The organism is Pseudarthrobacter sp. TE9888 (assembly GCF_056279345.1).
Genome location: NZ_JBWBRD010000002.1, coordinates 2,497,249 through 2,522,728 on the forward strand (window position 1 = coordinate 2,497,249; position 25,480 = coordinate 2,522,728).

Consider the following 25,480-nt stretch of genomic DNA (forward strand, 5'->3'; position numbering starts at 1 on the left):
ATCGCCGAATATGGCCACGCGGATTATGCTTTTTGCACTAACCAGGAGGGCTTGCCATGCGTGTTGCCGATCTCGCCGCGGATCCCGCGCTGAACATCCGCCTTGCCGTGCCGGGAAGTCCCGGACGCCTGACCCGGCCCATCGCCTGGTGCGCGCCCACCGAGCACATGGACCCCACGCCTTTCCTTAGCGTCAACGCGCTGCTGCTGACCAACGGGATGGGCCTCAACGTCAGGGACTACCGCATCTGGGATGCCTACGTTGAGCGCCTGATGTCCGTGCCCGTGTCGGGGCTGGTTTTCGGACTGGGGGCGGCGCACCGCGAACTGCCGGCCGGTCTGGTGAAAGCCTGCGAAGCCCACGGCCTTCCGTTGCTTGAGCTGCCTCCGGAGGTGCCGTTCGTCCTGGTGATGCGGCATGTGGACCAGCTGATCGCGGCCGAACGGTATGCCGAGCTGCGCGCCGGGTGGGAGTTGGCGGACGAGTGTACGCGGCTGGCTGCGGGTGGCCATTCACTGGCGCAGGTACTGGAGCGGGTGGCCACCGCGGTCCAGGCGCGGGTGGCCGTTCTCGACCGCAACGGCTTTGAACTGATGTCCGCAGGAACAGCCGGCGGCGGAACGGCCCGGACCACCCTCAGCCTGCCCAGCGGCGGAGTCCTCCGCTTCAGGCTGGCCATCGAGGGGATCAAGAGCAACGTGGTGCTGCAGCCACTGTTGGGGCCGGTGGCTGCCGTGATTGCCATGCAGCTGAGCTACACCCTTGGCTCCCGCTCACCGCTGCATTCGCGGGAAGCCGCGAGGTTCATGGAGGCGCTCTACGACGCCAAGGGAACGCCGACGACGGCCCTGCAGCGCTACGCCGTGGAGGCCGGATTCGAGCCGGACGGCGAGTGGGGCGCCGTGCTGATCGGCGGCGCAGGGGAGGTTGCACCGGCCAAGCTGAGGACCATCGCCTGGCGGGTGCGCGTGGGCCTGCAGGCCGAGTACAGCACGGTGCGGTTCATGGAGGAGGCCGGCCTGACCACCTTGCTGGTGCAGCGCACGGAAGCCGGGGCGGAGCTGATGGATGCCGTCCGGAAGTATTTCCAGGACCCGCCGGAACTGTCCGCCGTCGTCTCCGGGTGCGCAAACCTGGACGAACTGCCGCTGGTGCTGCAGCTGGCCCGGCGGCGGGTAGGGGAGCCGGGGCTCCACCAGGCGCCGGTCGCGGACCTTGCCGGCGTGGTGGAGGGCCTGCCCGGGCCGGGACTGGCGGGAATGTCCCGGCGCCTGCTGGCCCCGTTGATGTCCGACGGCGGCACGGCCCTGCGCGAAACGCTTGAGACGTATCTGCGGCACAGCGGGAATACCCGCGTAACCTGCACGGAGCTCTTCATCCACCGCAACACCCTGACGTACAGGCTGCGCAGGATCGAGGAGCTCCTGCACGTTGACCTGAACGACGGCGAAGTCCGCGCCACCTGCCTGCTGGCGTTGAAGGTTGTGGGTGCTGGAACCTAGTTTGCGGCAACTCCCGCCGCCGCCCTGGCGGCGCTGCTTTCCCGGACGCACAGCGTGGGCTTCAACTGTTCGGGCTCGGGTTTTTCACCCCTGAGCACGGCCTGGATCAGCTGCACCGCCGTCCGTCCAATATCCGCCATCGGGGAGTGGACGGAGGTCAGCGGAATGGGAAGTTCGGCAGCCAGGGAGGTGTCGTTGTAGCCCACCACGGCCACGTCCCCACCCACCGTGAGGCCGTGGGAGCGCAAGGCCCCCATCGCTCCAATGGCGGCGAAATCGTTGACCGCGAAGATGGCGGTGGGGCGCGGCCTGCCGCTGGCGAGGATCGCTTCCCCGGCCTCCCGGCCGCCGGCGGTGTCGAACCTGGACCACACCACATCATCGTCGGAGATGGTGCCGCCCAGCGACCGCCAGCGGTCCAGGAACCCGGCGGTGCGGTCGACGGCGGTGCTTGCGTAGGGTTCGCCGGCAATCACCGCGACCTGCCGGTGGCCCATCTCCCACAGGTGGGTGGCCACAAGTTCGCCGCCCACGACGTCGTCGCAGGTGGCGGATGGGTAGCCGGGCACCCGGCGGTTCATTAGCACGAACGGGACCTTCCGGTCGGTCAGTTCCTGCAAGAGGCTGCCCTCAAGGTGGGCGTCGCCAATGATCAGGCCGTCCACCCGCCGGGCCAGCATGAGGTCGATCTTCCGCCGCTGTTCGTCGGGGTCATCGCGGGAGTTCATTACGAACGCGGAGTACCCCACCTCGGCTGAGGCTTCGTCGATGCCCTCGTACATGATGGCCAGGACCAGGTCCGAAAGGCGGGGGACGATGACGCCGAGCAGTTTGGTGCGGCGGGTGCGGAGGCTGGCGGCCTGGGGATCGGGGGAGTAGCCGAGCTTGCGGGCCAGTTCACGGACGCGTTCGGCGGTGGCGGCAGAGGCCGCTCCCTTGGCCACGTCGGAACCGGAGTGCAGGACCCTGGAGACGGTGGACGGATGGACGCCCAGCTCCCGGGCCAAATCCTTCAGCGTGACTGTTCCGCCGCCGTCGGCCTTTTCTTTCATGTCCTTCTCCTGCCCACCGGGGCCACTGTAGCCCAGGTCCGCCCGCGGTGCCCGGAAGGGCACCAAGGCAACCCTTGACGTGATCCGCTTCACATCCTATAGTCGTTCATCAGCGCTACCCAAACGTTTGGGTAGTTGCGCATCCCGAACCTTCCCCGGCACCCCCACCCCCGGCGCCGCCCCTCGTGTCCATCGCAAATGCCCGTTCTGCGGAAAGTTACCCAATCGATTGGGTTGCGGATTGCGCAGCAAACCACCGGAGCTGAAATGACTGTTACCGACTCCCACGTCGTGCTGCTGGCTACCGGAGGCACCATCTCGTCGCGTTCTTCCCAGGCCGGCGGCGCGGTCGCCTCCGATACCGGCGAGCAGGTGTTCAAAGCCCTCGGCCCGCGGGTGTCCCACCCCGTCCGGGTGCTCGACGTATTCCAGAAGGGGTCCTACCTCCTGACGTTCGACGACATGCTGAGGATCTGCGCCACCATCCAGGAAGTCCTCAAGGACCCCAACGTCCTGGGGGTGGTAGTCACCCACGGCACGGACACCATGGAGGAGACCGCCTACCTCGCGGACCTGACGCACACGGACGAGCGGCCGGTGGTGTTCACCGGCTCGCAGCGGGCAGCTGACTCCGACGCTCCCGACGGGCCGGACAACCTGGCCCGGGCCATCGCCGTCGCCGGTTCGAAGGACGGGCGGGGCAAGGGCGTGATGGTGCAATTTGCGGGCACGATCTTCCGCGCCGCCGGCGTCCGGAAGAGCCAAACTCTTCGGCTCGATGCCTTTGCAAACCCAGATTTTGGGGTACTTGGCCAGGTATCAGCCCAGGGAGAAGTCGCCCTGGCCGGCAGCGGCACCAGGCTCGAAGCCCTGCCCCTGCCCCAGCCGGGCGGCGGCTCTCCGCGGGTGGACCTCGTTGCCGCCTACCCCGGCGCCGACTCCACCCTGATGCATGCCGCCCTTGAAGCAGGAGCGGAAGGCATCGTCCTGCAAGGAACCGGAAGCGGCAACGCAAATGCCAGCCTCTGCGCAGAGGTCGCCGCCGCCGTCGCGTCCGGCGCCGTGGTGGTCACCAGCACCCGCGTGGACGCGGGACCGGTGGTGCCCATCTACGGGGCCGGCGGCGGTGGCGAAGACCTGCGCGTTGCCGGTGCCATCAGCTCCGGCCACCTCCGGCCGTCACAGTCGCTGATCCTGCTCAGCCTCCTGCTCAGGATCAATCCTGACCGGGACCGGATCACCGAAATTTTTGCCCAACGAGGGAGGCCCCCTGAACCTTCCGCCTGACACCCAGAACACCCCGGTTTTGAACGAATTGAAAGGAAAATCTCATGGCTAAGGACATTCAAGTCGCCTTCGGCGTGGACGTAGACGCAGTGGCAGGCATGCTCGGCTCCTACGGAGGAGAGGACTCCCCGTGCGACATCAGCCGCGGCCTGTTCAGCGGTGAAGTCGGCGGACCCCGGCTGATCCGGTTGTTCCAGAAATACAACCTCCCGGCCACCTGGTTCGTGCCGGGCCACTCCATCGAAACCTTCCCGGAACTGACCCAGATGATCGTGGATGCCGGGCACGAGATCGGGGTGCACGGATATTCCCACGAGAACCCCATCGCCATGACCCGGGAGCAGGAGACCGCCATCCTGGACCGTGCGATCGAACTGATCGAAAAGGTGTCCGGCCGCCGGCCCACCGGCTACGTTGCGCCGTGGTGGGAATTCTCGCCCGTCACCAACGAGATCCTCCTGGAGCGCGGCATCAAGTATGACCACTCCCTGATGCACCGGGACTTCGAGCCGTACTACGTCCGGGTAGGGGACTCCTGGAAGAAGATCGACTACACCAAGGACGCCCAGACCTGGATGGAGCCGTTGAAGCGCGGGCAGGAAACCGACCTGGTGGAAATCCCGGCCAACTGGTACCTCGATGACCTGCCTCCCATGATGTTCATCAAGGCATCCCCGAACTCGCACGGGTTCGTCAACCCCCGCGACATCGAAGAGATGTGGCGGGACCAGTTCGACTGGGTCTACCGCGAAATGGACCAGGCCGTCTTCACCATGACCATCCACCCGGACGTCTCCGGCCGCCCGCAGGTGCTCCTCATGCTCGAGCGGCTCATCGAACACATCAACTCCCATGAGGGCGTCACCTGGTGCACCTTTGACCAGATCGCCGATTCCTTCCTAGCACGCAGCCCCCGTAAGGACAACAAGTCATGAGCATCCAAGAACCGGTTGTCGACCTGTCGCAGCCCCGCCCGGACGAGAAGCGCCGCTTCCCGGTCTTTTCCAAGCGCCACACCACCACCGCCACCGTGCTTGCCCTGCTGGCCTGGACCGTGGCCGTCTTCGACTACGGCCTGTTCGGCACCCTGCTGCCGGCCATGCAGCAGGAATTCGGCTGGTCTGCCCCTGAGGCGTACGCCATCAACACCTGGATTGCTGTCGGCACCGCCATCGTCTGCTTCGGCATCGGGCCGGTCATTGACCGCCTGGGCCGCCGCAAAGGCATGATGACCACCATTGGCGGGACCGCCGTCGTCTCCGGCCTCACGGCACTGATCCCCACGGGGATCCCGTTCTTCAGCAACGCCATGCTGGTGGTGGTCCGTTCGTTCGGCGGCCTCGGATTCTCCGAGCAGGCCGTGAACGCCACCTACATGAACGAGGTCTACCAGGTCACCGAAGTCGCGGACAAGCGCAAGCGCCCCGGTTTCCACTACTCCTTCATCCAGGGCGGCTGGCCGCTCGGCTTCCTGCTGGCCAGCGCACTGGCCCTGGCCTTCCTGCCCTCCCTCGGCTGGCGCGCCCTCTACCTGATGGCCACCGTCCCGGCCGCCGTGATCGTCTGGGTCATCGCCCGGAAGCTCAAGGAAACGCCCCAGTTCGAACTGCACCACAAGCTGACCGAGCTCGAGAAGCACGGAAAGACCGAAGACGCGCACTCCCTGGCCCACGCGTACGGCGTCGAGCACTCCTCGGCAGCGCCGCTCAAGCGCATCTGGGAGCCGCACCTGCGCCGGAACACCACCGTGTTCTCCATCGCCTGGATTGTGAACTTCTTCGGTATCACCATCTTCAGCGTCCTGGGCAGCTCCGTGCTCAAGAACGCCAAGGGCGTGGAACTCTCCGACGCGTTCTGGATGCTGATCGTCATCAACCTGCTGGCCTACTTCGGCTACGTCTTCCACGGCTGGCTGGGTGACAAGATCGGCCGCAAGCGGACCATCATCGGCGGCTGGATCCTCTCCGGCATTTCCTTCGCCATCATGCTCAGCCCGCTGGCCAGCGACCCGTTCACCATCATCCTGACCTACGGCGCCGGCCTGTTCTTCCTGGTGGGCCCGTACGCGGCCATCCAGTACTTCATGGCCGAGTGCTACCCGGTGAGCTGCCGGGCTACCGGAACCGCGTTCATCGGTGCCATGAGCCAGCCCGGAACCATCATCGGCGGCGCCATCTTCACCGCCATCGCCGCGGGGAGCGGCACCGGCAGCGCAGCCCTGTGGGTCGGCGCCCTGGGCACCCTGGTCTCCGGGCTCCTGATGATCGCCGCCAAGCCCCCTGCTGAAGCCCTGATGGAGGACCACCCCCATGACGTCGCCTAACAGAGTCGCCATCATCACTGGTGCCGCCAGCGGCATCGGCCGAGCCCTCGCCGTCCACTACGCCCGCCAGGGGGTGGTGTCCGTCATCGGCACCTTCCCGGGCGATCCCCACGATCCGGAGGAAACCCTCCGGCTGGTCAAGGAGGCGAACGGTGAGGCGGTGATCCACGAGGTGGATGTCCGTACCACCGCGTCCGTGGATGCCTTGGCTCAGCGGGCCGTGGACGAGTACGGCCGGCTGGACTACGCCATCGCCAACGCCGGCATCCTCCGGAATTCCCCGCTGGGGGAGATGACCGATGAGCGCTGGCACGACATGCTCAACGTGGACCTCACCGGCGTGCTGCGCACGCTGCGTGCAGGGGCGGAGAGAATGACCGACGGCGGCGCGCTGGTTGCGGTCTCGTCCATCGCCGGCGGGGTGTACGGGTGGGAGGAACACGCCCACTATGCCGCGGCCAAGGCAGGGGTGCTGGGCCTGGTCCGCAGCGTGGCCGTGGAACTGGGCCCGCGGCAGATCAGGGCGAACGCCGTGATTCCCGGCCTTATTGAGACCCCGCAGTCCCTGGACCCGGTGAATTCGCTGGGACCCGAGGGGCTGCAGCGGGCCGGGAATGACATCCCCTGGGGCCGGGTGGGCAAGCCGGAGGAGGTGGCCAGCGTGATCGGGTTCCTCACCTCCGACGACTCCCGCTACATCAGCGGGCAGGCGCTGGTGGTTGACGGCGGCCTCACCGTGAAGATGCGCGCCTGACGGCGCCCTGACAGCCCGCCTCACAACGAAAGGACACCATGAACACATCGACTGCTGACCAAGCTTCCGGAAACGCCCAGGCCGGAAACGGCCGCCGGGTGGTGGTCACCGGCGGTTCCAGCGGGATCGGGAAAGCCATCGCCGAGGCCTTCCTGGCCAACGGGGACCGGGTGGCGGTGCTGGACCGCGCCGGCGGGGACGGTGCCATCCGCGTGGACGTGGCTGATGAAGCCAGCGTGCGGGCGGCCTTCTCCGAGGCCCGCGAGACGCTGGGCGGCATCGACGTCCTGGTCAACAGTGCGGGCCTGCTGACGGAGTCGCCGCTGGAGGACATGTCCCTGGCCATGTGGAACGAGACCCTCACGGTGGACCTGACCGGCGTGTTCCTGTGCTGCCGGGAGGTGGTGGGGGAGATGCGGCAGCGCAAGTGGGGCCGCATCATCAACATCGCCTCCCAGCTGGCCATCAAGGGCGGTGTTGGGCTGACGCATTACAGTGCGGCCAAAGCCGGCGTCGTGGGCCTTTCCAAAGCACTTGCCCTGGAAACGGCGGCGGACAACGTGCTGGTCAATTGCATCGCCCCGGGCCCCATCGAGACGCCGCTGGTGGAGGGCATCTCGGAAAGCTGGAAAGCCGCAAAGCGCGCCGAGCTTCCGCTGGGCCGCTTCGGGACGCCGGCGGAAGTCGCCCCCGCCGCCGTCCTGCTCGCCAGCGACCCCGGCGGAAACCTGTTCGTCGGACAGACGCTGGGGCCTAACTCCGGCGACGTGATGCCGTAAGGAAAGGGAACAACATGTGCGGTGCCTGCGGAAGGACCACCGTGGCGGACCCTGCCCTGGGACCGGTGCGGACCATGCGGCAACACCTGATCGTGGCAGCCACGGTCAACGCCGTCTGCACCGGCCTCCCGGGCGCCCCGAAAGTCACCGCACTTAAGGACGGCTGGCTGATGACCGGCCCCGCCGGGGCCTCCAAACAGTGCCAGACCGTCGAAGAACTGTGGAGCGCCGTGCTCGGCTGTTTCACCGACGCGTCCGTTCTGGACCGGCTGCGAAGGCGCCGGCAGGCGTACGCGGCGGACCCGGCCAACGCGGGCCTGCCCGCCCGGGCGGCCGGGCTGCTGCCGTACCCCAAACACAAGGAGATTCTGCATGACTGAATACACCCCGCTCTGGTCACCCATCCGGATCGGTACCACCGAGCTTGAGAACCGGGTGGCGTTGGCTCCCATGACGCGGATCAGCGCCACCGAGGACGGGCATGCCACGGAGAGGATGGCGTCCTACTACCGGACGTTCGCCCGCGGGGGTTTCGGGCTGCTGATCACGGAAGGCATCTACCCGGACACCGCCCACAGCCAGGGCTACCACTTCCAGCCGGGCATCGCCACGGAGGAGCAGGCCCGGTCCTGGGCGGACGTGGTGGACGGCGTGCACGCGGCGGGCTCGAAGATCTTCGCGCAGCTGATGCATGCGGGGGCGCAGAGCCAGGGGAACCGGTATGTGACTTCCTCGGTGGGGCCATCGGCGGTGGCACCGAAGGGGGAGCAGCTGGGGTTTTACCGCGGCGAAGGTCCGTATCCTGTTCCTTCCGCGATCACATTGTCCCAGATGAAAGAGGTCCGGGACGGGTTCGTCACGGCGGCGCTGCGGGCGCAGCAGGCCGGGTTCGACGGCGTGGAGATCCACGGTGCCAACGGTTACCTGCTGGACCAGTTCCTCACGGACTACCTGAACCAGCGCGACGACCGCTACGGCGGGTCAGCGGAAAACAGGGTGCGGCTTGCCGCTGAAATCTGCCACGACGTCCGCGAGGCGGTTGGCCCGGGCATGACGGTGGGGATCCGCGTCTCCCAGTCCAAGGTCAGCGACACCGAGCACAAGTGGAGCGGGGGAGTGGCGGAAGCGGAGGTCATTTTCGGCACCCTGGGCGCCACGGGGATCGATTTTGTCCACACCACTGAGTACCGGGCCGCCGAGCCGGCGTTCGCGGATGCGGAGGAGACCCTGGCTGGGCTGGCCAAGCGGTACTCCGGGGTGCCGGTGATCGCCAATGGCAAGCTCGACGATCCGGATACCGCGGTGTCCATGCTGGCGGACGGTTCAGCGGACGTTGTGGCGTTGGGCAAGGGGGCCTTGGCCAACCGGAACTGGCCGCACCTTGTCCGCAACAACCTGGAATTCGGGGAGCTCGACCCCGCCGTCTTCGCTCCTTTGGCGGACGTCAAGGACTGGGAGTTGGAGGACGGGTAGGCCGGGGGAGCGCCGGCTCTTAGGCGCCGTCGATGGCGTCGAGCCACTCCAGAAACGTTTGGCGTCCGACGGCGGATCCCGGCGCCGGGATCAGGGAGCCGTTGCGCATGGCCTTGCCCATGGGGCCGGGAAGGGGCAGCGGAACGATTCGTTTCTTCTGCTGCGTCTTGGCGAGGTAGGCCGCGACCAGGCTTTTCAGCTGTTCGGTCCGCGGGCCGCCGAGGTCCGGAAGGCGTCCCTGCGGGCCGGCCTCGGCAGCGTCCACCAGGGCCGCGGCCACCTCCTTTGCCGCCACCGGCTGTGTAATCATCGTGGGAACGAAGACCAGCGGGCCCACTGATGCGGTCTTGATGGACATCGGTACGAACTCGTGGAACTGGGTGGACCGGAGGAGGGTCCAGGGAATGCCGCCGTGCCTGACTTCGTCCTCCTGCACCAGCTTCCCGGCGTACAGTCCTGAATTGGCTTTGTCGATGCCCACAATGGACAGCGCCACATGGTGCGTTACGCCAGCTTTCTTCCCGGCCGCCAGCAGGTTCTGGGTGGCGTTGGTGAAGTAATCCACGGCTTTCTTGGTGGACATGGCCTGGATGCCGGAGACATCGATGACGGTCTCGACATTTTGGAGTGCCTGATCCAGGCCGCGCCCGTTGACCAGGTCCACGCCCTCCGCGCGGCTGAGGCTGACCACGTGGTGCCCACGCTCCCTGGCGATGGCCACAACGTGGCGGCCCACTGTACCGGTTCCCCCTGCAACGGCAATCCTCATGGAAGAAATCCTAAGCCGGACCTACGACAAAAGATCGGGGATTAGGAAGCGGCCCGTTTGGCTTCGCGGGGAGAGCTCGGCGCAGGATGCTTGGATGGGTGCATGCAGATAACCTGCGCAGGTCGGCGTCCATGCGCCCTAATAGGTACCGCGCCCTGGCGGGTAGCCTCCGGCACCTGCAGGTGCGGACACTGGCAGCGTCATCTGGAAACCGAACTCCGCCCAAATGTCGTCGTGGTTCTCGTGTGCCGTGTACTCCGCGCGTAGCTCAAGCAGGCCGTCTATCTGCGAGATGTACAAGAGGCCTCGTTGTCCGGTCGAGCTGAGGGGATGGACTGCGATGCCGGACCCTCCAAATGTCGTGACAACCAGGGGCCCCTCCGCAGGTATGACGAGGATACGCCTGAGATGCCTAACGTGGCGTAGGGCGATGGCTACGGAGCCCCCATGGAACCCAGCCAAGGGCCGGTTTCCTGCTGTTTCGAGACGGCTCCCGACAATAGCTCCGCGGAGAGTCTCAGCGCCAGTTATCAGGTCATTGTCTTCCCAGGCCACGGCACCTGCACCAGCTACCTGAAGCGTTCCGATGCCGGACTGGCGTGAATTGAGCCGCACCACCGGGTTTTTCGCCGAGAGATGGCCGACTTCCTCGATGGCAGGTGCAGAAAACAGCCGAGAAGCCAGGGTTTTGGGAGGTTGGCTGGCATGCTTTGAGGCTTCGGTTGTCGGTTCACCCTGCGGTTCCCTCTCCAAATGAAGTGAGGAGCGACTAACCATATTGTTGTCAGGTCTTGCCGCAGTAGTTTGGTTCGTCCCTGCAGCCGGTACAGACGGCATGCGCCGCTTGCGCCGAGTGATGTAGGTGATGTCCGGGCGAGGAGCCCTCGACGGAGGTGCCATGCTAAAGAGTCACTTTGAAGTCCGTCGCGAGGCCCGACAGCCCATTCAGGTAGCCCTGCCCAACGGCACGAAATTTCCAGCCGCCTCCATGCCGATAGAGCTCACCGAACAACATCGCCCGGACCTGTGATTGGTCAGCCAAAGGAATATCAAAGCGTACGAGTTCTCGGCTTTCCTGGTCCGCGACTCGAATATACGCGCTCTTCACGGCGGCAAATGTCCCGAGCCCTCTAACCTCTGGATCGACGTAGACGATGAAGACAATCTTTCTCACCGGCTCGGGTACCTTTTGGAGGTCAACGTCGATTTGTTCAACGTCATCAGAACCGACGAAGTGGAGGCCGTCGTCCGGCGTCGACAGCTGGTTGAAAAACACAAGGTGTTCGTCCGAAATGGCTCGTCCGTCGGGGCCGCACATTATCGCAAGTGGGACGAGTTCCGGCTGCGGGCCGCGGCTCGGGACCAACGACCACCCGAATCCGACCAGCGCCTTTTGAACGTTTGGATTTTCTGCAGTCAGTGCTGCGTTACTGCCGGGAGCCATGGAGGCCATCTAATCACCCTCCAGGAGCAGACTGCCTATATCGAATTTATCTTGCAGGAACCGGCCATGAATTGCTAATTCGGTAGAGGAACCGCTGCGTATCTCACTTTCAAGAGTGGAGGCTGCCGCATGCAACGTTGCCAATTGTTCAAGCAGCAGTCCGGTTTCGGAGGAATCCAGAGCCCGGCTGAAAGTCGGAAGGGTTAGATACGTTCGCATGGAGGTGGGCAAGTAATCAGTCAACATCGCGGCCAAGAGGACTCGCTGTTCAACTGTGGATCCGATCTTCCCGGCATGCTCGACGAGTGCACGCAGTAGATCTGTGATCTGGGCAAATTGCGAGTAAGCCACAGTTGGTAACTCAGCACCGCTTCTCCGCAGCTCGGTGGCCAACGAGTTGAGCGACTCCTCGGCGGCACTCAACTCGTCCTCTTTCTCGTCGCTGATGAGCAAGTGTTCCGGCCTCGGGTCCTGTGCGGAGCCAAAGCCGAACAGTGAACCGAAGAGCCTGCTAGCCATTTTGGAGATAGGTATTGCTGGACTGGAGCATCAGTTCCCCTCTTGCTGCCTTACGCGTTCGAGGTAAGGCTTGGCCCGTTCGATGCCGGACTCAAGAGCGCGTACGGTTCCTTCCATGCTCTTGTTTGCCTCCGAGCGGAAGGTGTCGATTGCGTCGATCGTCTGGAAGACATTGTCAAAAGCCCGCTGAAGGGTCTCGACGCTGACTCCGGAGCTGGCGGCCTGCTGGTGAATCCGGCCGGTCTGTTCCTTTAGCATCTCGCTGGTTCTCAGGATCATATTGTTAGTCGTTGTATTCAGGGCATCAATTTGGTCCAGTACGAGCTTTTGATTCGCCAGCGCCTCCGCAACGATAACGGCAGTGCGAAGTGCGGACAGAGTAGTAGTCCGGGCTCGTTCGACGCCCTTGATGAGTTCTGCGTTGTTCTTGCGGATCATGTCGATCGCCAGGTAGGCCTGAACGGAAACTGCCAGCTGGGTCAGGATGTCCTGGTGACGCTGACGAATCGGGAAGAGTACGTCGGACTCCAGTTTGACGGAGTCCTCGACCTGGCCGTTGTTCCTCATGGTTTCTAGCTTCGCCACTGTTGCGTCGTCCAACGCTTTTGCGAACACAGCATATTCACTGAGGCCTTGCATCGTCTCCCACAGAAGGGTTTTCTCCTGGGCGAGGCTTGCGTTGTCCTTTCGAAGTTCATCTTGCCCGGCCAGCAGGGCCTTTGTGATGTTGTTGATCTGCTGCTGGGAGGATTGGTACCTCTGAAAGTACTTAACCAACTTGTTTCCGCCGGGGAGGATTCCAAGGATCTTGCGACCTGTGCTGAGGTCAGCTCGGTTCGGCGTCAGATCCTCTACGGTGCTCCGCAACTCACCCAATGTGGTCGCCACATACAGTTGGGCGCTGTTGCCTGTCTTCTTGGCACCCGCCACAGACGTTGATGAACGTTCCAAAAGCCGATTGGACGTGTTGGCGGAAGCGACCAATTGCTGTCCGCCAAGGCGGTCGATTCCGTCGATCTTGCTGGTGTATTCGGGGCTGGCTGGATTTAGCGCAGCAACTTCGGCGATGAATGCCTTCGCCTGAATGTTGATCTCAGCCTGCCGCTCGGGTGCGACCGGGATCATGGCCGCGGCGGCGTCTTCCCTGACTATTTCCGGTTCCTTCGGAGCCTTCAGAAGAAGGGCATCGTCTGCGGCGTCCGGCGGGGTGAGTTGAATACTCATGATGATCCTTTGTGAGTTGAAGAAGCCGAAGGAGAGGCCTATGAAAGATGACGTGCTGTGGCTCCCCGACAGCCACAGCGGCTGCCGGGGAACCCAAGAAACTCAGTCCAGACCGATGCCGAAATCTGTTGCGATTCCACGAAGGCCTGTGGCGTAGCCCTGGCCCACGGCCCTGAACTTCCAATCGCCGCTGTTGCGGTACAGCTCGGCAAAAATCATGCACGTCTCGGCTGCGGCATCCTCGGTCAGGTCGTAGCGGACGATCTCGCTATTCGTGTCCTCGTTGACCACACGGCAGAATGCGTCCCGGACCTGGCCAAAGTTCTGGCGGCGAACGTCCGCTTGGTCAATCGACACAACGATGACAATCTTTTCGATCTCGGCTGGTACCAGGCTCAGGTCGATCAGTATCTGCTCGTCGTCGCCTTCTCCCTCGCCGGTGCGGTTATCGCCTTGATGGACAACGGAGCCGTCCTTTGAGGACAGCTGGTTGTAGAAGATGAAGTCATCGTTTGAGCGGACTTTCCCGCTCGCGGTGACCAGCAATGCCGACGCGTCCAGGTCGAATTGCTCCCCAGCAGTGGTCCGTGGGTCCCACCCGAGGCCGATCATTGCGCGGCGAAGCTGCGGGTCGGCCTTGGTTAGCGAGAGGTTGCTTCCTTTACTCAGGGTCAGAGTTGCCAATTTTGTCTCCTTAATCTGTTCCGGATACTAAAGCGTTGCGGCTGCGGGCCGAACGACGTCGAATGCTGTCTTGCCATTGGCTGGGCTACCGATGGCCTGAAAAACCCATGCGCCCTGGGAGCGGGAAACTTTAGCCATGACCATGGCGGTGAAGTGGCCAGACTCGTTGAGCCGGTAGTGAGCCACTTCCGGGCTGCCGGCAACCGAATCGTCGATGACCCTGCAGAAGGCATTCTGGATCATGTCGAAGGTCTGCTGACTGTAGCTGGTAATGACGAACACGATGTGTTGGACAGTCGGAGATACCGCGGGAAGATTCACGAGAATGGATTCGTCGTCTCCTTCGCCTTCACCCGTCAGGTTGTCCCCAGTGTGCTGTATGGAGCCATCTTTGCTCTTGAGTTGCTGGAAGTAGACCACGTCCAGTGGTTTCCTGTCGGCGTCGTAAAGGATTGCTGAAGCGTCCAAATCGATTTCCGTGGTTTTAGATCGACCGAAAAAGCCGCGTTTGGCAGGTGCTGCCGCGTCCCATCCAAGCCCAAGGCGGATATGAGTTAGGGACTCGCCATTTTGCTTGATGAGCGACAGTGTCTGCCCCTTTTGCAAGCTCAACCCCATTGTTGTACTCCTGTCATTTCCTTCTAAACAGATGTGGATGAAAGTGTTTCGGGTGCGGAATCGGATGTCGGGACCTTTCGATTCCGAAGGACCGAGCCGGCAAAAGCCGCTCCGATAAAGACGACCCCAATTAGACCTGTGATCACTTCATTGACCGGGGCGGTAATGGTAACCATCAGAATGATGGCCAAGGCGCCGATTGCCCAGTGCGCACCATGATCCAGGAATTCAAACTCGTCCAAGGTTCCTTCCCGGACCAGGTACACAGTCAGCGAGCGCACGAACATTGCTCCGATGAGCCCCAGCCCGAGGGCAATGATTACGGGGTCGGCCGTTATGGCAAAAGCACCGATAACGCCATCGAAGGAGAAGGAAGCGTCGATGACCTCGAGGTATAGGAAGAGCATCAGCGCTGCCTTGCCGGCGACCCGTCCCGCGACGCCACGCGGCCGGGCCGCTGCTGACGCATCCTCAGCTTCGTCCTCGTCGACGTCGAAGAGATTGCCAAGCCCGTTCACGAGCATGTAGGTGATGATGCCGAGAAGTCCCGCCAGCAGCACGATTCCTTGTTTGTCTCCAGCAAGGAAGCCGGCGATGGTGAGGACGGCCAGTGCTGTGACCATCGATGCCCCCTCCAGCTTGCCGAACCGCGCCAGGGGGACTTCCAGCACCTTGATCCATTTCAGGTCCCGCTCCTCGAAAATGAAATCAAGGAAGATCATCAGCAGGAACAGGCCTCCGAAAGCCGCGATTTGAGGGTGTGCCTCATGCAGCAGGTACCCGTAAGTGCCGGGCGTCTGCGGATCACCCTTCTGGAGGGCGAGGTTTACGGCTTCAACGGGATTCAGGTGCGCTGTGACACCGACAATCAGAAGAGGGAAAAGCACCCGCATACCGAAGACTGCAATCACGATACCTACGGTCAGGAACATCCGCTGCCAAAAAGGATTCATCCGCTCAAGAATCCGTGCATTTACGACGGCGTTGTCGAAGCTAAGGCTGATTTCCAGAATGCCGAGGATCAGGCAGAGAACAAGAGCGTGGGGACCTCCATAAACGAAGGCTACAACCAAGGCGGTTGCGGTCACCCCAAATGACCATCCAAAAGTACGTACCAGCAAGGTTGTCTAACTCCCCATTTGTGGGTCTATTCGTTAGCGAAATGACCACGGACTTACGGGAGTGAGTAAGTCCCCCCGACTTGAATCACGATCGTAGCCAACGGTTCGCTTCCCAGTCATGCTGATTTCCGCTTCCTTTGTTAGAACTGGGACAATCTTTGGTGGTCCTTGATGGAAACTTGAGGATCAATATCAGGCTACTTACTAAGTCTCGCTGTTGCCGAAAAAAATTTGTGTTTGGGGCGACCACGAGAATATTTAGCGTGTAATGTCAAATCGTGCTGCTAGGAACGAACGTGCATCTTGAGTTGGCTACTTGCACGGATGAGATAGATTCCGGTTGCATCCACTCATAAAGCTTTGATCATGCCGGGAATGACCGCAGCGGTGTTTCCGAATCAAAAAAAGGATTTGTCATGGCCCTTTCCCTCGAAAAAATCAGCACCGAGGCGCCCGGTCTTCTTTCTCTGGCTAAGACAGCGTATGAAGCTGTCGATACCTCCGGTCTCAACGGGCAGAAAGCAAAGGTTGCGGTAGTTCTCGACTTCTCGGGCTCAATGGCAGCGGTTTACAGGTCCGGTGCCATGCAACGCCTGGTAGAAAAAGTGCTGGCCTTGGCCACACAGTTCGACGACGACGGGGCCATCGATTTCTTCGTTTTCGACACCAAGGCCTCCTACTTGGGTGAGATCAGCATCGGTGATTTTCCTGGTTCGGTTGACCGCCTCACCCGCGGTCGGAGCATGGGTAGTACCAACTACGCGCATGCGTTCCTCACTGTCAGGGAGCATTTTGGTTTCGCGCCCCAGCCCCTTCCGAAAAGGGGTTTGTTCGGTCTGCTCAAAGGACCGGCCGCGGTAGGAAACCCAACAGCTTCACCTTCCGACATCCCTGTCTTCGCGCTGTTCCTGACAGATGGTGCCCCAGACAGCAAGGATGCTGCCATCCAGGCCCTGACGGAAGTTTCCACGGCACCGATCTTTTGGAAGTTCCTGTCAATTGGCAGGAGGTCGATCGCATTCCTCGAAAAACTGGATGACATGAAGCAACGCTTCGTGGATAACGCCAACTACGAGCCCATCGGAGACGTTGATGCAATCAGCGACAGCCTGCTGTTCAAGAAGATGTTGCAAGAGTTCCCGGAGTGGCTCGATGAAGCACGTGCCAAGCGGCTGCTTAGATGAGGACTCCCAGTATGGGTCACTTTGACACTTCCTTCGACTACAAATCCGACAAGCCAGCGAAGACCAAGCCGGACGCCGACAGGGATAGCCCTAGCCTCCGGATGCATCATCAGCTGCTGTGGACGAAGAAGTTGAACTCCGGCATCCTGTTCGCCCCGATAGCACCGTCCGTGCGTCGGAACGGCTACCTAATCTTTACCGATCCTTCCGGGGTCAGCCACTGGTACGGCAGCGACGCCATCACGAACTCCTACAGCACCTGGCTACGTCCGAAGGCTCTGGTTAGCGCTGTCGCCGGTCTGGACTCGGAACAGAAGTCTCGTTATCTGCACCCGGAGTACAGCATCGGCAGTGCGATGATTTGGCCTGTCAGGTCGAGGGACCTTCCCACGATGAACACGGCACGGGGGTTGCGCCCGCGCATCGCTGACCGCATCGACCTCACCCTTGAATGCATTCGGCGTCACTACGCGGGGGAGTCGGACAGCCCGCTCGCAGATGTCATCGCTGCCTACGCTGATTTTTTCGAACTTTTCGACGGGTTTCAGGAGTTTGTGGAGTTCTTCCATTTCCAGGACCTGGTTACTCCTGGCTTCGACGAGGTCGAGTTCTTCCTTCCGTTCGACAACTTCAGGCGACCAGGAACTCCGGCGACAACGGCGGAATATGTCACGTACCGGGAGGCCTCGCTGAATTTCATCGCAGGGCGCGGACGCCGGATGGCCAAATGGGTCACCGAAAACTGCCCTCAAATTGAGGTCTGCGAATAGCGTTCCCGTCCGGCTACTGCGACTGGCCGATTTCGTGTCTCCGGAAACATCACTTTGGCCTCGAAGGAGAACTCTTGGAAACTTCATCCACCGCGTCCAGTTCAATCGTGGGAAAGCTTCTCGAAGAAATATCTTGGGAGAAAGCCAAAGACTATCGCGCCGGCGGGCAAGGTCGCGAAAATGTCCTCACCGCGGAAGTGCTGATCGGACTGGATTTCTTGCCCAGAACCGAATTCCTCGCTGCCGTTGTCGGCGCGGCGTCCGGGGCCGACGCCGCGCGCAGCAAACTTGCCGCAGAGGTGGAGGAACTGCAAATGCACTTCCTGCCGGGTGACTTCAGCCCCAGTGCAAGCGGCGGTAAGCCAAAGCTGGCGGTTCAGCCCGACGCCATCTTCAAGACTCCGAGCACATACACCTTGGTTGAAGCCAAACGGATTCGATATGGCAGTTTTCAGCCCGAACAACTGGCCCGCGAGTACATCACTCTCATGTCTCGAGCCGAAGGTGCTGTCCCACTGCTCCTGCTTTTGGGTGTCGCACCGCCCATCCGTGTCAAGGGGAATGGCCAACTCGGAATTGCGGAAGCTGTTGGTCGGTTCCTTGGCCCCGTCCTAGAGCGCCTTGGTGACCCAGCGCTTCCTTCCGAATCGGAACTTATGGAGCGGATTCAGGAGGTCTTTTGCTGGATATCCTGGCCGGACCTGGATGAACGCGTTCGCGAAGCGGCAGTCAAGTACGACGCGGGGCACTATTCTGCCCACGCTTCCGTACAGCGCGTTGCTTCATTCATACGGAACGCGATCGCTTGGCATGCTTGAGCCCTGCCGTGCGGAGTGCCCAACCAACAAACATTGTCAGATGAGATTTAGCGGTGGCAACCATTCAGCGCGCAGCGCATCCTCTAAATCATGAGCTTCTCTGGCGCTACCGCAGACGAGCCATCCCACTTCGCATCCCGCAAGCCACTCGTTGGCTACGGCAGTTTGCTCCGGGGTCATCACACTCGGGCGCTGGCGCACGACAGATCGGGGAATACCCAATTCAGCGGCAGCAATGCTTGCCCTGAGAGTGCTGCGGCTGAAGTCGGTGCCCTGATCGAAATGGGACCTCAGTCGGCCTCGCAGCCCATTGGTGCCTAACGCTTTGCCTACATAAAGAGGCTGACCCTCCCGGAACCAGACGTACACTCCGGGCTCAGCAGGCACCTCGCGGGATGGAATCGGCAACTTGCGTGCATCTACTTTTAGTAGGCTATCGTGCCAAATCTTTCCGGGGTCCTTCCTGTTTGGCATGCTGGCTTCCTTTCATTGCCCATGTACACGGGAACGGTCTGATCTTTCCCTCCGGCCTCTACTCCGTCGTCAAATTAAACGCTTTTGACACTTCCGAAATTGTGAGTTCATGACGGAGCTTGCAGGCGCTGTTTTGGTTGGCGAAAAGTCCCTTGAGCCAAAATGCGGCCGGAAGGTCCGTTGTGCGCTGCCATGAAACCGGAATGATGTATTCGTTCATATCAGCTCCGTCCTGCGCAACGGCAGCCTGACCCAGGCCGTAGTGGCCAGTTAGGTCCAGTTGACTGAAAGAACGCGCTTCGCCGTTCTCAGTAAGTACAGCCTCGAACGCTGGCTGCGCAGTACCGGTCACTGTTCCGACGCCAACGTAGCCGTGGCCGGGAACGTAGACGAAGATTCGGGCACCGACGGGAAGCTTACGCAAAGATCGGGAGTACCACTCCCCGCCGCCGGCCGAGACGAAGCCATACCTACGTGCGTCGTCCCAACTGCGCGTCGCATCTTCCATTCCAAACGAGACATACCAGTCCAAACCGTTCCAGGCTGCCTTGGTGGACCGCTGGTTCACTCCTCCCGTTAAAGATGTCGTTTGCTGCCCCGCGGGTATCAGCCATGTACGTGCGAGGTAATCATTGCCCTGATCGGAGAAGTAGCGGAACAGCATCACGTTGATGGGAACCGAGTACGCGGCGCTGAGGTATTGGACGATACGCTCGGTGCTGTCGTCGAGGTCGCTAGCTACGACTGTGATCGAATGGCTCTCGTTTATGTCGTCCGGAGTGGGAGTTCCACCGAATCGTTCGGCAAAAGCGATATCAAAATCAGTGCCCGGATTGTGCTTGCTGAAGATGTCCCGCACATCATCATTGGAAAGTGTCTGCACCCAAGAGGCGTAATCCAGTGCCTGTGCCACGATATCGCGGGGAGTTCTGTCCCTCTTGAGCTCTACGATGTGGACGACTCCATCAACGTCGATTCCCAGGATGTCGATGAATTTCCCATGAGCGGTTAGAACTTGGTGGCCTATAACCAGAAGCTCAGTTTCAAGGATGGCAGGGTCGTCCAAGATGAGCTGTTCGAGACGTGATTCTAGAGGCATCTTTGCCGGCGACAATGCGACAGCTTTGTCGGTCACGCGCCAGAGGCCTATTTCTAGAGGCAATGGTGTCCTTCGGTGAAAGTAACAGTACTTTTGGAGCCTACCGCTCCACGACGACTCCCGCTGTCAGACACACATCCGCTACTTCCTTCGCGCCTTTTTGAGAACGTCGGCTGCTTGCCTGTAAGCGCGCTTTGCCTCTGGGCTGGTCGCAAGCCGATATAGCTTCTGGCCGTCTTGAGCTAGCTGTTTCGCTTTAGCTTGGACGGCAGGGTCTTTGGCCAGCGCATAAAGCTTTGTTCCGCTGGCCTTCACCTTGGTCCCGCTGTTCCTAAGGAGTTTATAAGCCTTGTCCCCGTTGCCCGCCATGGGAATGTCCTCCGTCTAGATGTGTCCATGCGAGGTTAGCACTGGGCAAAAGAGACTCCACGAGAATGAGACCCCGGGCTGGGGCTCCTCAAGAGGCCTTCCCGTGGGTGGCGTAGACAAACAAGTCGAGTCAGCTATGGGACGATAACCAACTAGCGCGACGATTCGGGAGGATCATGGCTCGTTCCGGGTGTCGCCGCTGCTGCGCCTAAATTTCGACGTTCAGTTGGTGGAGGGATAAAACGTGACCGCTGATACCCAGGCAGTCGTGCCAGTGTGGACACTTGCCACAGAGCCCGTAAGTGTGCCTGCAATTTTCGCTGACGAGGGCATGACACCCGAGCGGCTTGCGGAAATCCGGACAGTCCTGGCTACGCTCGCGGGTGCGCCCATCGCCACGCTCGAAGCACATCCTCTATCACCCAAGCGCGATCGTGAAGGAGGAATTGCTCTTCATGCGGCTAGCCCCCTCGCCCGCCAGTTGTCGCAGCTTGTAGCTGATACGGCCAAGTCAGCTTCCTCAAAAGTAGATGTCTCCGCCTCCGGTGAGGTTCTGTACAGAATGGTGGTGCCCGCCAAGGTGGCCGCAGAGGTCGGCAAAGGGTTGGTAAAGCCCATGGCGGCCAAAGGCGCTACGGGAGGAATCTATGGCGCCTTGGTCAATTCGAGCGGCATCGCCGCCCAAGCAACGTTCGTACCCGTTGCTGGGCAGGCCGCAGTTGCAGGCGCTGCGACTGGCTCAGCTGCCACTGCAGGCGTGGCCGTCGCATCGGCGGGAGCGCTGACTGTTGCTGCGCCACTCGTGCTGATGGCTGTAGCTGTGGGTGTTAGCGCCTATGCCGACCACCAGAGGCAGGAGGCGATCGAACGGATCACTGAGCTGCTTGAGCAGCTTCACGAAGACAACCTTGAGGCCGAACGCAGCGAGCTGGACGGTTGCCGGGACGCTATTAACAAGGCGACATCGGTTCTCTTGGATCAGGGCAGAATCGGTCTGTCACTCGGCTTGGATTCTTCCTCGTACGCGATCAGCACTGCCATAGCTCGAACGCAGCGTCGGCTCGATAAATGGAAAGAAGCTCTAGCTTCGCTGCCCGACGGCCAGGTCGAACTTGGGGCATTGACCAAGGCCTTCCCCGGAATCAGCGAGGATGGCGGCACTTTCCGTGCCCACTTGGAGCTCGCGCGCCTGGCCATTGCACTCAAACGCAGGGTGATCGTGCTTCAGGCCGTGGACCACGCACAGCAGGATACTAACAACACTTTTAGGAGCTTTATTGGTACCTTGCGTGACGACGAACGGAGCATCGACGAGCTGGAGTCGGGTATCAGTGCAGTCCTGCATCGGCTGTCGACCTTGGAGCTGAAGCGGCAAGGGGGTTTCCGCAGCCCGGTCTTTATGCAGGGCGAGGTCGATGACTTACTAAGGGCCGTATATCGCCTTCGCGCTTTTGGCGAAGGGCTGAATATGCCCTCTAATCATTCTGACGTAGCAATCGACATCGAACGAAGCGGGGACGGATCCCTCGTGGTATTTCCCGCAGTGGCTGCCTAGGAGACTGCTGAACTAAGTGCTTTGTAGGGCTGGTCCGTGGCGTTCGCTGTCGGGCCAGCCCTTCCTTTTGTGGGTTGGGGTTTCTGGGGTTGAAGTATTTTGGGTGGTTCCGGGCTTTTGGTGCCTGTGGCCGGGTAGTGGGTGTTGTTTTGGCTGGCTGTGAGAGGCCTGGTCCTGGTTTCCGGGTTCAAGCGATGGCCCAGGATCCCTGTTCCGCGGTGAGTCCGAGCTTCAGGAGGCGGCGGAGGTTCAGTCCCGCGATCCGTAGCTGGAGCCAGGCGTTGTTCCGGTTGATGCCGCGATGGGGAACGCGTCGGTTGCCGCGGGTGAGCCATGCGATGGACCGCTCGACCATGGGCCGGTGGGTGCGGTAGTCGTCCTGGAAGGCCGGGTTCTTGGCGCGTTGGCGGTGTTGCCGTTGCAGCGCGTCATGTTCGTGGAGAACGATTTTGCGTCCTCGCGGTGAGGTGGTGCATCGGTGCCGGAGGGGGCAGCCTGTGCAGGCGGCGCCGAACGTGACCCGTCGTTTGGTGGTGATGTTGCGGGTGAGTCCGTGCGGGCAGGTCATGGTGCCGGCTGCTTCGTCGACGGTGAAGTCATCGAGGGTGAATCCGCCTTCGACTGCTGGGCGGAGGGGCCATGGTTTGATCACCGGGGTGTGGCCGGCACGGGTGAGGGCGGCGAGCATGTCCCCCGTGCCGTAGGCCGAGTCGGCCAGGACGTCCAGGCTGGTGCCGGCGATCGTGGAATCCATGCCGATCAGCCGGGCACCGACGGCCCCGTCGCTGTTTTCCGGGCCGGAGGCCTTGGTCAGTTCCGCGGCGGTGATCAGCCCGGTGTCGGGTTCGATCACGATGTGGGCCTTGTATCCGTCCTGCTGCCTGGACTGGGTCTTGTGCGCATGCCGGGTGTCGGGGTCAACGGTGGAGATCATCCGGTCCGGGGCGACCTTCCGGGCGATCCGCCATCGCCCGTCGGTCCCGTCGGAGTCCTCGGCCGGTTCCACGTCCTGCCCGGCGACCAGGGCCAGCAGAGCGTAGGCATCAGCAGCCTTTCCGTCCAGCGTTTCGGGGTCGACCGCGGCCAGCAACGCCAGGGCGTCGGTGACCAGCGCGGAGATCAGCCCGTCTTTGGCGTCCTGGTCATCCCAGGCGATGTCCGGCTTACCGGTGCGGATGTAGTCATAGCCCGTGGCGTGGGCGGTCACGAGTTCTTGTCCGCCCGGGATGTCCCGGCCGAAGCGGCGGACCGCGGCGATCAGCTGCGTGATCGTGTCCTGCCTGGCGACCGCGTCGTTAAGGACCGTTGAATCCACCGCTCTGCGGCGCTTGCCCGTCAAAGCCCCGGTTTCCGCGACGACTTTGGCGATGGCTTCCATGATCCGGTGCGGATCCGACGAGGCGGCCAGCCGCTTTCGCCAGTACGTCAGCGTGCTCGGATGGAACGCGGTATCGGTCAGCCCGTAGCCGCAAGCGGCCTTCCACCTCAGATCAAAAGTCAACGCCTCGGCGGTTTCCCGGTCAGAGAGGCCCTGCAATGCCTGCAGCACCAGCACCGACCCGATGACCGGCGCCGGAACCGACGGCCTGCCCCGCCGCGACGGAAACAAATCCTCCATCATCGAATCCGGAAACAACCGCCCCCGATGTTTGGCCAGAAAAGCGAAAACACTGCCCGGAGCCAACAACTCCCCGGCCAGTGCCTCCACATCCAAATACCCTCGTTGCGCGTCCTCGCGTCCCTGCATATGACAAGTCTTAACCACCAGACCCACCAGTCCAGTCGACGCGCCCCACATCCGCCGATTAGTTCAGCAGTCTCCTAGGCGTGTCAATATCGGATGCGCGGATAGCAGTGGAGCTCTGTGGTACGACATCTAGTCCAGTGATTTGTGACCAGATTGGTCTTCGGTGATTAACCGGCGACCGCAGCCTTCGCCGCCCGCGTTGCGTTCATCCACTCGCTCAGCCAGGGCGCCCGAACGCTGGACGTGATCCGGCAGTCGGCCACGAAGGTTCCCTTGGCGCCCCCGTCGATCCAGTCCTGCAGCGCTGACAGGTCATCGAGTGAGCGGATCACAGCAGACTCAGCACCGAGAGCCCGTGCAACGCCGCTGAAGTCCACCTCCGGGATCAGCATCGGCTTCTCGGTCAGGCCCAGCGATCCGTACTGGTGGATCTCGGCCCCGTACGCGGCGTCGTTGTAGATCACCACGATGGCGCTGCGGGCTGCACCGATCAGCGATTCGAGGTCCGACAGGCCCATCAGGAACCCGCCGTCGCCCGAGGCCAGCACCAGCGTGTGGCCGTCCTCCACCGCCCGGGCAGCCCCGACTGCACTCGCAAGCCCAAGCCCGATCGACTGGAACGCGGTCCCCACCATCACCAGGTCCTGCGGCCGCGGGATGTTCCAGTACATGGGCGCCCACCCGATGAAGTGCCCGCCATCCTGGACCACCGTGCGGCGCTCCGGCAGCATGGCATCCAGCGTCGTGGCGAGGGCGCGCGGGTCCAACCGGCCGTCCACCGTCTCCTCGGACGCGGGGGAGTGACCCGGACCCGCACCCAGACGCTTCGAAGCTTCGGCCCGCCACGCTCCGCCAACCTTGTTCCCATCCAGCAGGGACAAAATCCCCGAAGCGGCAGCCTTCACATCTGCCTGAACAAACACATCCACCCGCGGATTTGTTGGCTCAACCGCGGTGTCGATCTGGATGACGGTGGCGTCCGGGCCGAGCAGGTGCCCGAAGCGCATGGTGAACGGGCTCAGGCTCGCCCCGGCCACCAGGACCACGTCGGCCTCGCCCATGAGCCCGGCAGCGGTGTCGGTGCCGAAACCGCCCGCAACGCCCAGGTGCCCCTCGCCATTGAGGAGGTTGAGCGCCAGGGCGGTTCCGGCGGTCAGTGCGCCGAGCCGGTCGGCGAGTTCGCGGAGCTCCGGGCCGGCACCGGCGAGGTGCGCACCCCGGCCGGCGAGGATCAGCGGCCGCCTGGCCCCGACCAAAAGGCGGGCCACCCGCGCAAGGTCCGTGCCGCCGTCGTACGTCACCTCGGGTGCCGCCGGCACCGGAAGGTCTTCGTCTTCAGCCTCGAGTGCCGCGAGGTCGTAGGGGATGGCAAGTACGACGGCGGTGCGCCGGGTGAGTGCGTACTCCACCGCCTGCCGGGTGACGGCGCCCGCGGCGTCGCGGGTGACGGTGAAGGTTGCCGCGCCGAGGCCGGCGGCGATGGCCGCCTGGTCCACGTCCCACGGCCGGGCGCCGCTGGTGGGGGCGTCACCGGTGACCAGCACGACCGGGATCTGCGCCTGGACGGCCTCGGCCAGCGCGGTGAGCGCGTTGGTGTAGCCGGGGCCGTAGGTGGTGGTGCCCGCGGCGAGCCGTCCCGAGGTGCGGTAGTAGGCGTCGGCCGCGGCGATGGCGGCGCCCTCGTGCCGGACAGGGGTGAAGCGCAGGCCCTGCTGCTCCGCGGCGTCCAGGAAGTAGACGTTGCCGTTGCCCATGACGCCGAAGACGTCGCTGACATAGCTGCTGAGAACCTGTGCCACGCGGCCGGAGACGGTAAGTGAAGTCATGCAGGAATCCTGTGACCTGGACCTCAGATCAGCAAGAGGCGGGATTTCGGCTGGGACTTTTGGCAGCAGAAGTAGCAGTAACTAACAAA

Annotated in this window: 24 protein-coding genes; 12 read left to right on the top strand and 12 right to left on the bottom strand. The window is 62.4% G+C overall.

Features of this window, described 5'->3' with window-relative positions; genetic code table 11:
• Positions 1 to 56 precede the first annotated feature (56 nt).
• Positions 57 to 1,502: a PucR family transcriptional regulator gene (locus ACZ9J7_RS12295; RefSeq protein ID WP_476209732.1), complete on the top strand. Its 1,446-nt coding sequence runs from the start codon at positions 57 to 59 to the stop codon at positions 1,500 to 1,502.
• Here the strand turns inward: ACZ9J7_RS12295 and ACZ9J7_RS12300 are convergent.
• On the bottom strand, positions 1,499 to 2,554 hold the full coding sequence (locus ACZ9J7_RS12300; protein ID WP_476209734.1) for a LacI family DNA-binding transcriptional regulator: 1,056 nt from the start codon (positions 2,552 to 2,554) through the stop codon (positions 1,499 to 1,501). The genes ACZ9J7_RS12295 and ACZ9J7_RS12300 overlap by 4 nt on opposite strands.
• 267 nt (positions 2,555 to 2,821) lie before the next feature.
• Here ACZ9J7_RS12300 and ACZ9J7_RS12305 point away from each other — a divergent pair, with 267 nt between their 5' ends.
• The 7 genes from ACZ9J7_RS12305 to ACZ9J7_RS12335 are packed head-to-tail and all read left to right on the top strand — an operon-like array spanning position 2,822 to position 9,170.
• Positions 2,822 to 3,841: an asparaginase gene (locus ACZ9J7_RS12305; RefSeq protein WP_476209735.1), complete on the top strand. Its 1,020-nt coding sequence runs from the start codon at positions 2,822 to 2,824 to the stop codon at positions 3,839 to 3,841.
• A 44-nt stretch (positions 3,842 to 3,885) separates the two neighbouring features.
• A complete protein-coding gene (locus ACZ9J7_RS12310) occupies positions 3,886 to 4,776 on the top strand; it encodes a polysaccharide deacetylase family protein (RefSeq protein WP_224025290.1) in 891 nt (296 codons plus the stop codon).
• The gene (locus ACZ9J7_RS12315) at positions 4,773 to 6,164 is read left to right on the top strand and encodes an MFS transporter (RefSeq protein WP_476209737.1); all 1,392 of its coding nucleotides are present in this window, start codon (positions 4,773 to 4,775) and stop codon (positions 6,162 to 6,164) included. The genes ACZ9J7_RS12310 and ACZ9J7_RS12315 overlap by 4 nt, the downstream gene beginning before the upstream one ends.
• Positions 6,151 to 6,918 carry an SDR family NAD(P)-dependent oxidoreductase gene (locus tag ACZ9J7_RS12320; RefSeq protein WP_476209739.1) on the top strand — a complete coding sequence of 256 codons (768 nt, stop codon included), beginning with the start codon at positions 6,151 to 6,153 and terminating at the stop codon, positions 6,916 to 6,918. The genes ACZ9J7_RS12315 and ACZ9J7_RS12320 overlap by 14 nt, the downstream gene beginning before the upstream one ends.
• A 38-nt stretch (positions 6,919 to 6,956) precedes the next feature.
• Positions 6,957 to 7,697, top strand: coding sequence for an SDR family NAD(P)-dependent oxidoreductase (locus ACZ9J7_RS12325; RefSeq protein WP_476209741.1), 741 nt, complete (start codon positions 6,957 to 6,959; stop codon positions 7,695 to 7,697).
• Positions 7,698 to 7,738: 41 nt separating this feature from the next.
• Positions 7,739 to 8,077, top strand: a complete 339-nt coding sequence (locus ACZ9J7_RS12330) for a hypothetical protein (protein ID WP_476209743.1) — start codon at positions 7,739 to 7,741, stop codon at positions 8,075 to 8,077.
• Positions 8,070 to 9,170, top strand: a complete 1,101-nt coding sequence (locus ACZ9J7_RS12335) for an oxidoreductase (RefSeq protein ID WP_159632689.1) — start codon at positions 8,070 to 8,072, stop codon at positions 9,168 to 9,170. The genes ACZ9J7_RS12330 and ACZ9J7_RS12335 overlap by 8 nt, the downstream gene beginning before the upstream one ends.
• Positions 9,171 to 9,189: 19 nt before the next feature.
• On the opposite strand, the gene ACZ9J7_RS12340 is transcribed toward ACZ9J7_RS12335, so the two are convergent.
• The 7 genes from ACZ9J7_RS12340 to ACZ9J7_RS12370 form a co-directional block, all read right to left on the bottom strand.
• A complete protein-coding gene (locus ACZ9J7_RS12340) occupies positions 9,190 to 9,939 on the bottom strand; it encodes an SDR family oxidoreductase (protein ID WP_476209745.1) in 750 nt (249 codons plus the stop codon).
• A 901-nt stretch (positions 9,940 to 10,840) separates the two neighbouring features.
• Positions 10,841 to 11,392, bottom strand: coding sequence for a TerD family protein (locus ACZ9J7_RS12345; RefSeq protein WP_476209747.1), 552 nt, complete (start codon positions 11,390 to 11,392; stop codon positions 10,841 to 10,843).
• Positions 11,393 to 11,836 carry a hypothetical protein gene (locus ACZ9J7_RS12350; RefSeq protein ID WP_476209749.1) on the bottom strand — a complete coding sequence of 148 codons (444 nt, stop codon included), beginning with the start codon at positions 11,834 to 11,836 and terminating at the stop codon, positions 11,393 to 11,395. It abuts the gene before it with no gap.
• Positions 11,837 to 11,932: 96 nt separating this feature from the next.
• Positions 11,933 to 13,126, bottom strand: coding sequence for a toxic anion resistance protein (locus tag ACZ9J7_RS12355; RefSeq protein ID WP_476209751.1), 1,194 nt, complete (start codon positions 13,124 to 13,126; stop codon positions 11,933 to 11,935).
• Between the two features lie 102 nt (positions 13,127 to 13,228).
• Positions 13,229 to 13,810: a TerD family protein gene (locus tag ACZ9J7_RS12360; RefSeq protein WP_255174704.1), complete on the bottom strand. Its 582-nt coding sequence runs from the start codon at positions 13,808 to 13,810 to the stop codon at positions 13,229 to 13,231.
• 27 nt (positions 13,811 to 13,837) lie between these two features.
• Positions 13,838 to 14,428, bottom strand: coding sequence for a TerD family protein (locus tag ACZ9J7_RS12365; RefSeq protein ID WP_476209754.1), 591 nt, complete (start codon positions 14,426 to 14,428; stop codon positions 13,838 to 13,840).
• Between the two features lie 23 nt (positions 14,429 to 14,451).
• Positions 14,452 to 15,549 carry a DUF475 domain-containing protein gene (locus ACZ9J7_RS12370; protein WP_476209756.1) on the bottom strand — a complete coding sequence of 366 codons (1,098 nt, stop codon included), beginning with the start codon at positions 15,547 to 15,549 and terminating at the stop codon, positions 14,452 to 14,454.
• A gap of 416 nt (positions 15,550 to 15,965) precedes the next feature.
• Between ACZ9J7_RS12370 and ACZ9J7_RS12375 the strand changes: the two genes are divergently transcribed.
• The 3 genes from ACZ9J7_RS12375 to ACZ9J7_RS12385 all read left to right on the top strand — a co-directional run bounded on the left by ACZ9J7_RS12375 (position 15,966) and on the right by ACZ9J7_RS12385 (position 18,321).
• Positions 15,966 to 16,733: a VWA domain-containing protein gene (locus ACZ9J7_RS12375; protein ID WP_476209758.1), complete on the top strand. Its 768-nt coding sequence runs from the start codon at positions 15,966 to 15,968 to the stop codon at positions 16,731 to 16,733.
• 11 nt (positions 16,734 to 16,744) lie between these two features.
• On the top strand, positions 16,745 to 17,503 hold the full coding sequence (locus ACZ9J7_RS12380) for a DUF6994 family protein (protein ID WP_476209760.1): 759 nt from the start codon (positions 16,745 to 16,747) through the stop codon (positions 17,501 to 17,503).
• 74 nt (positions 17,504 to 17,577) lie between these two features.
• Positions 17,578 to 18,321 (top strand): hypothetical protein, encoded by a 744-nt coding sequence (locus tag ACZ9J7_RS12385; RefSeq protein ID WP_476209761.1) that lies wholly within the window; start codon positions 17,578 to 17,580, stop codon positions 18,319 to 18,321.
• Between the two features lie 36 nt (positions 18,322 to 18,357).
• On the opposite strand, the gene ACZ9J7_RS12390 is transcribed toward ACZ9J7_RS12385, so the two are convergent.
• Positions 18,358 to 18,795: a GIY-YIG nuclease family protein gene (locus tag ACZ9J7_RS12390; RefSeq protein WP_476209763.1), complete on the bottom strand. Its 438-nt coding sequence runs from the start codon at positions 18,793 to 18,795 to the stop codon at positions 18,358 to 18,360.
• Between the two features lie 58 nt (positions 18,796 to 18,853).
• A complete protein-coding gene (locus tag ACZ9J7_RS12395; protein WP_476209765.1) occupies positions 18,854 to 19,930 on the bottom strand; it encodes an endonuclease NucS domain-containing protein in 1,077 nt (358 codons plus the stop codon).
• 577 nt (positions 19,931 to 20,507) lie between these two features.
• On the opposite strand from ACZ9J7_RS12395, the gene ACZ9J7_RS12400 reads away from it, so the two are divergent.
• Positions 20,508 to 21,818, top strand: coding sequence for a hypothetical protein (locus tag ACZ9J7_RS12400; RefSeq protein ID WP_476209766.1), 1,311 nt, complete (start codon positions 20,508 to 20,510; stop codon positions 21,816 to 21,818).
• 187 nt (positions 21,819 to 22,005) lie between these two features.
• Here ACZ9J7_RS12400 and ACZ9J7_RS12405 read toward each other — a convergent pair whose 3' ends face one another.
• Together ACZ9J7_RS12405 and ACZ9J7_RS12410 are read right to left on the bottom strand one after the other, a co-directional pair.
• The gene (locus ACZ9J7_RS12405; RefSeq protein ID WP_476207720.1) at positions 22,006 to 23,565 is read right to left on the bottom strand and encodes an IS1182 family transposase; all 1,560 of its coding nucleotides are present in this window, start codon (positions 23,563 to 23,565) and stop codon (positions 22,006 to 22,008) included.
• 167 nt (positions 23,566 to 23,732) lie between these two features.
• Positions 23,733 to 25,391, bottom strand: a complete 1,659-nt coding sequence (locus ACZ9J7_RS12410) for a thiamine pyrophosphate-binding protein (RefSeq protein ID WP_476209768.1) — start codon at positions 25,389 to 25,391, stop codon at positions 23,733 to 23,735.
• Positions 25,392 to 25,480 lie beyond the last annotated feature (89 nt).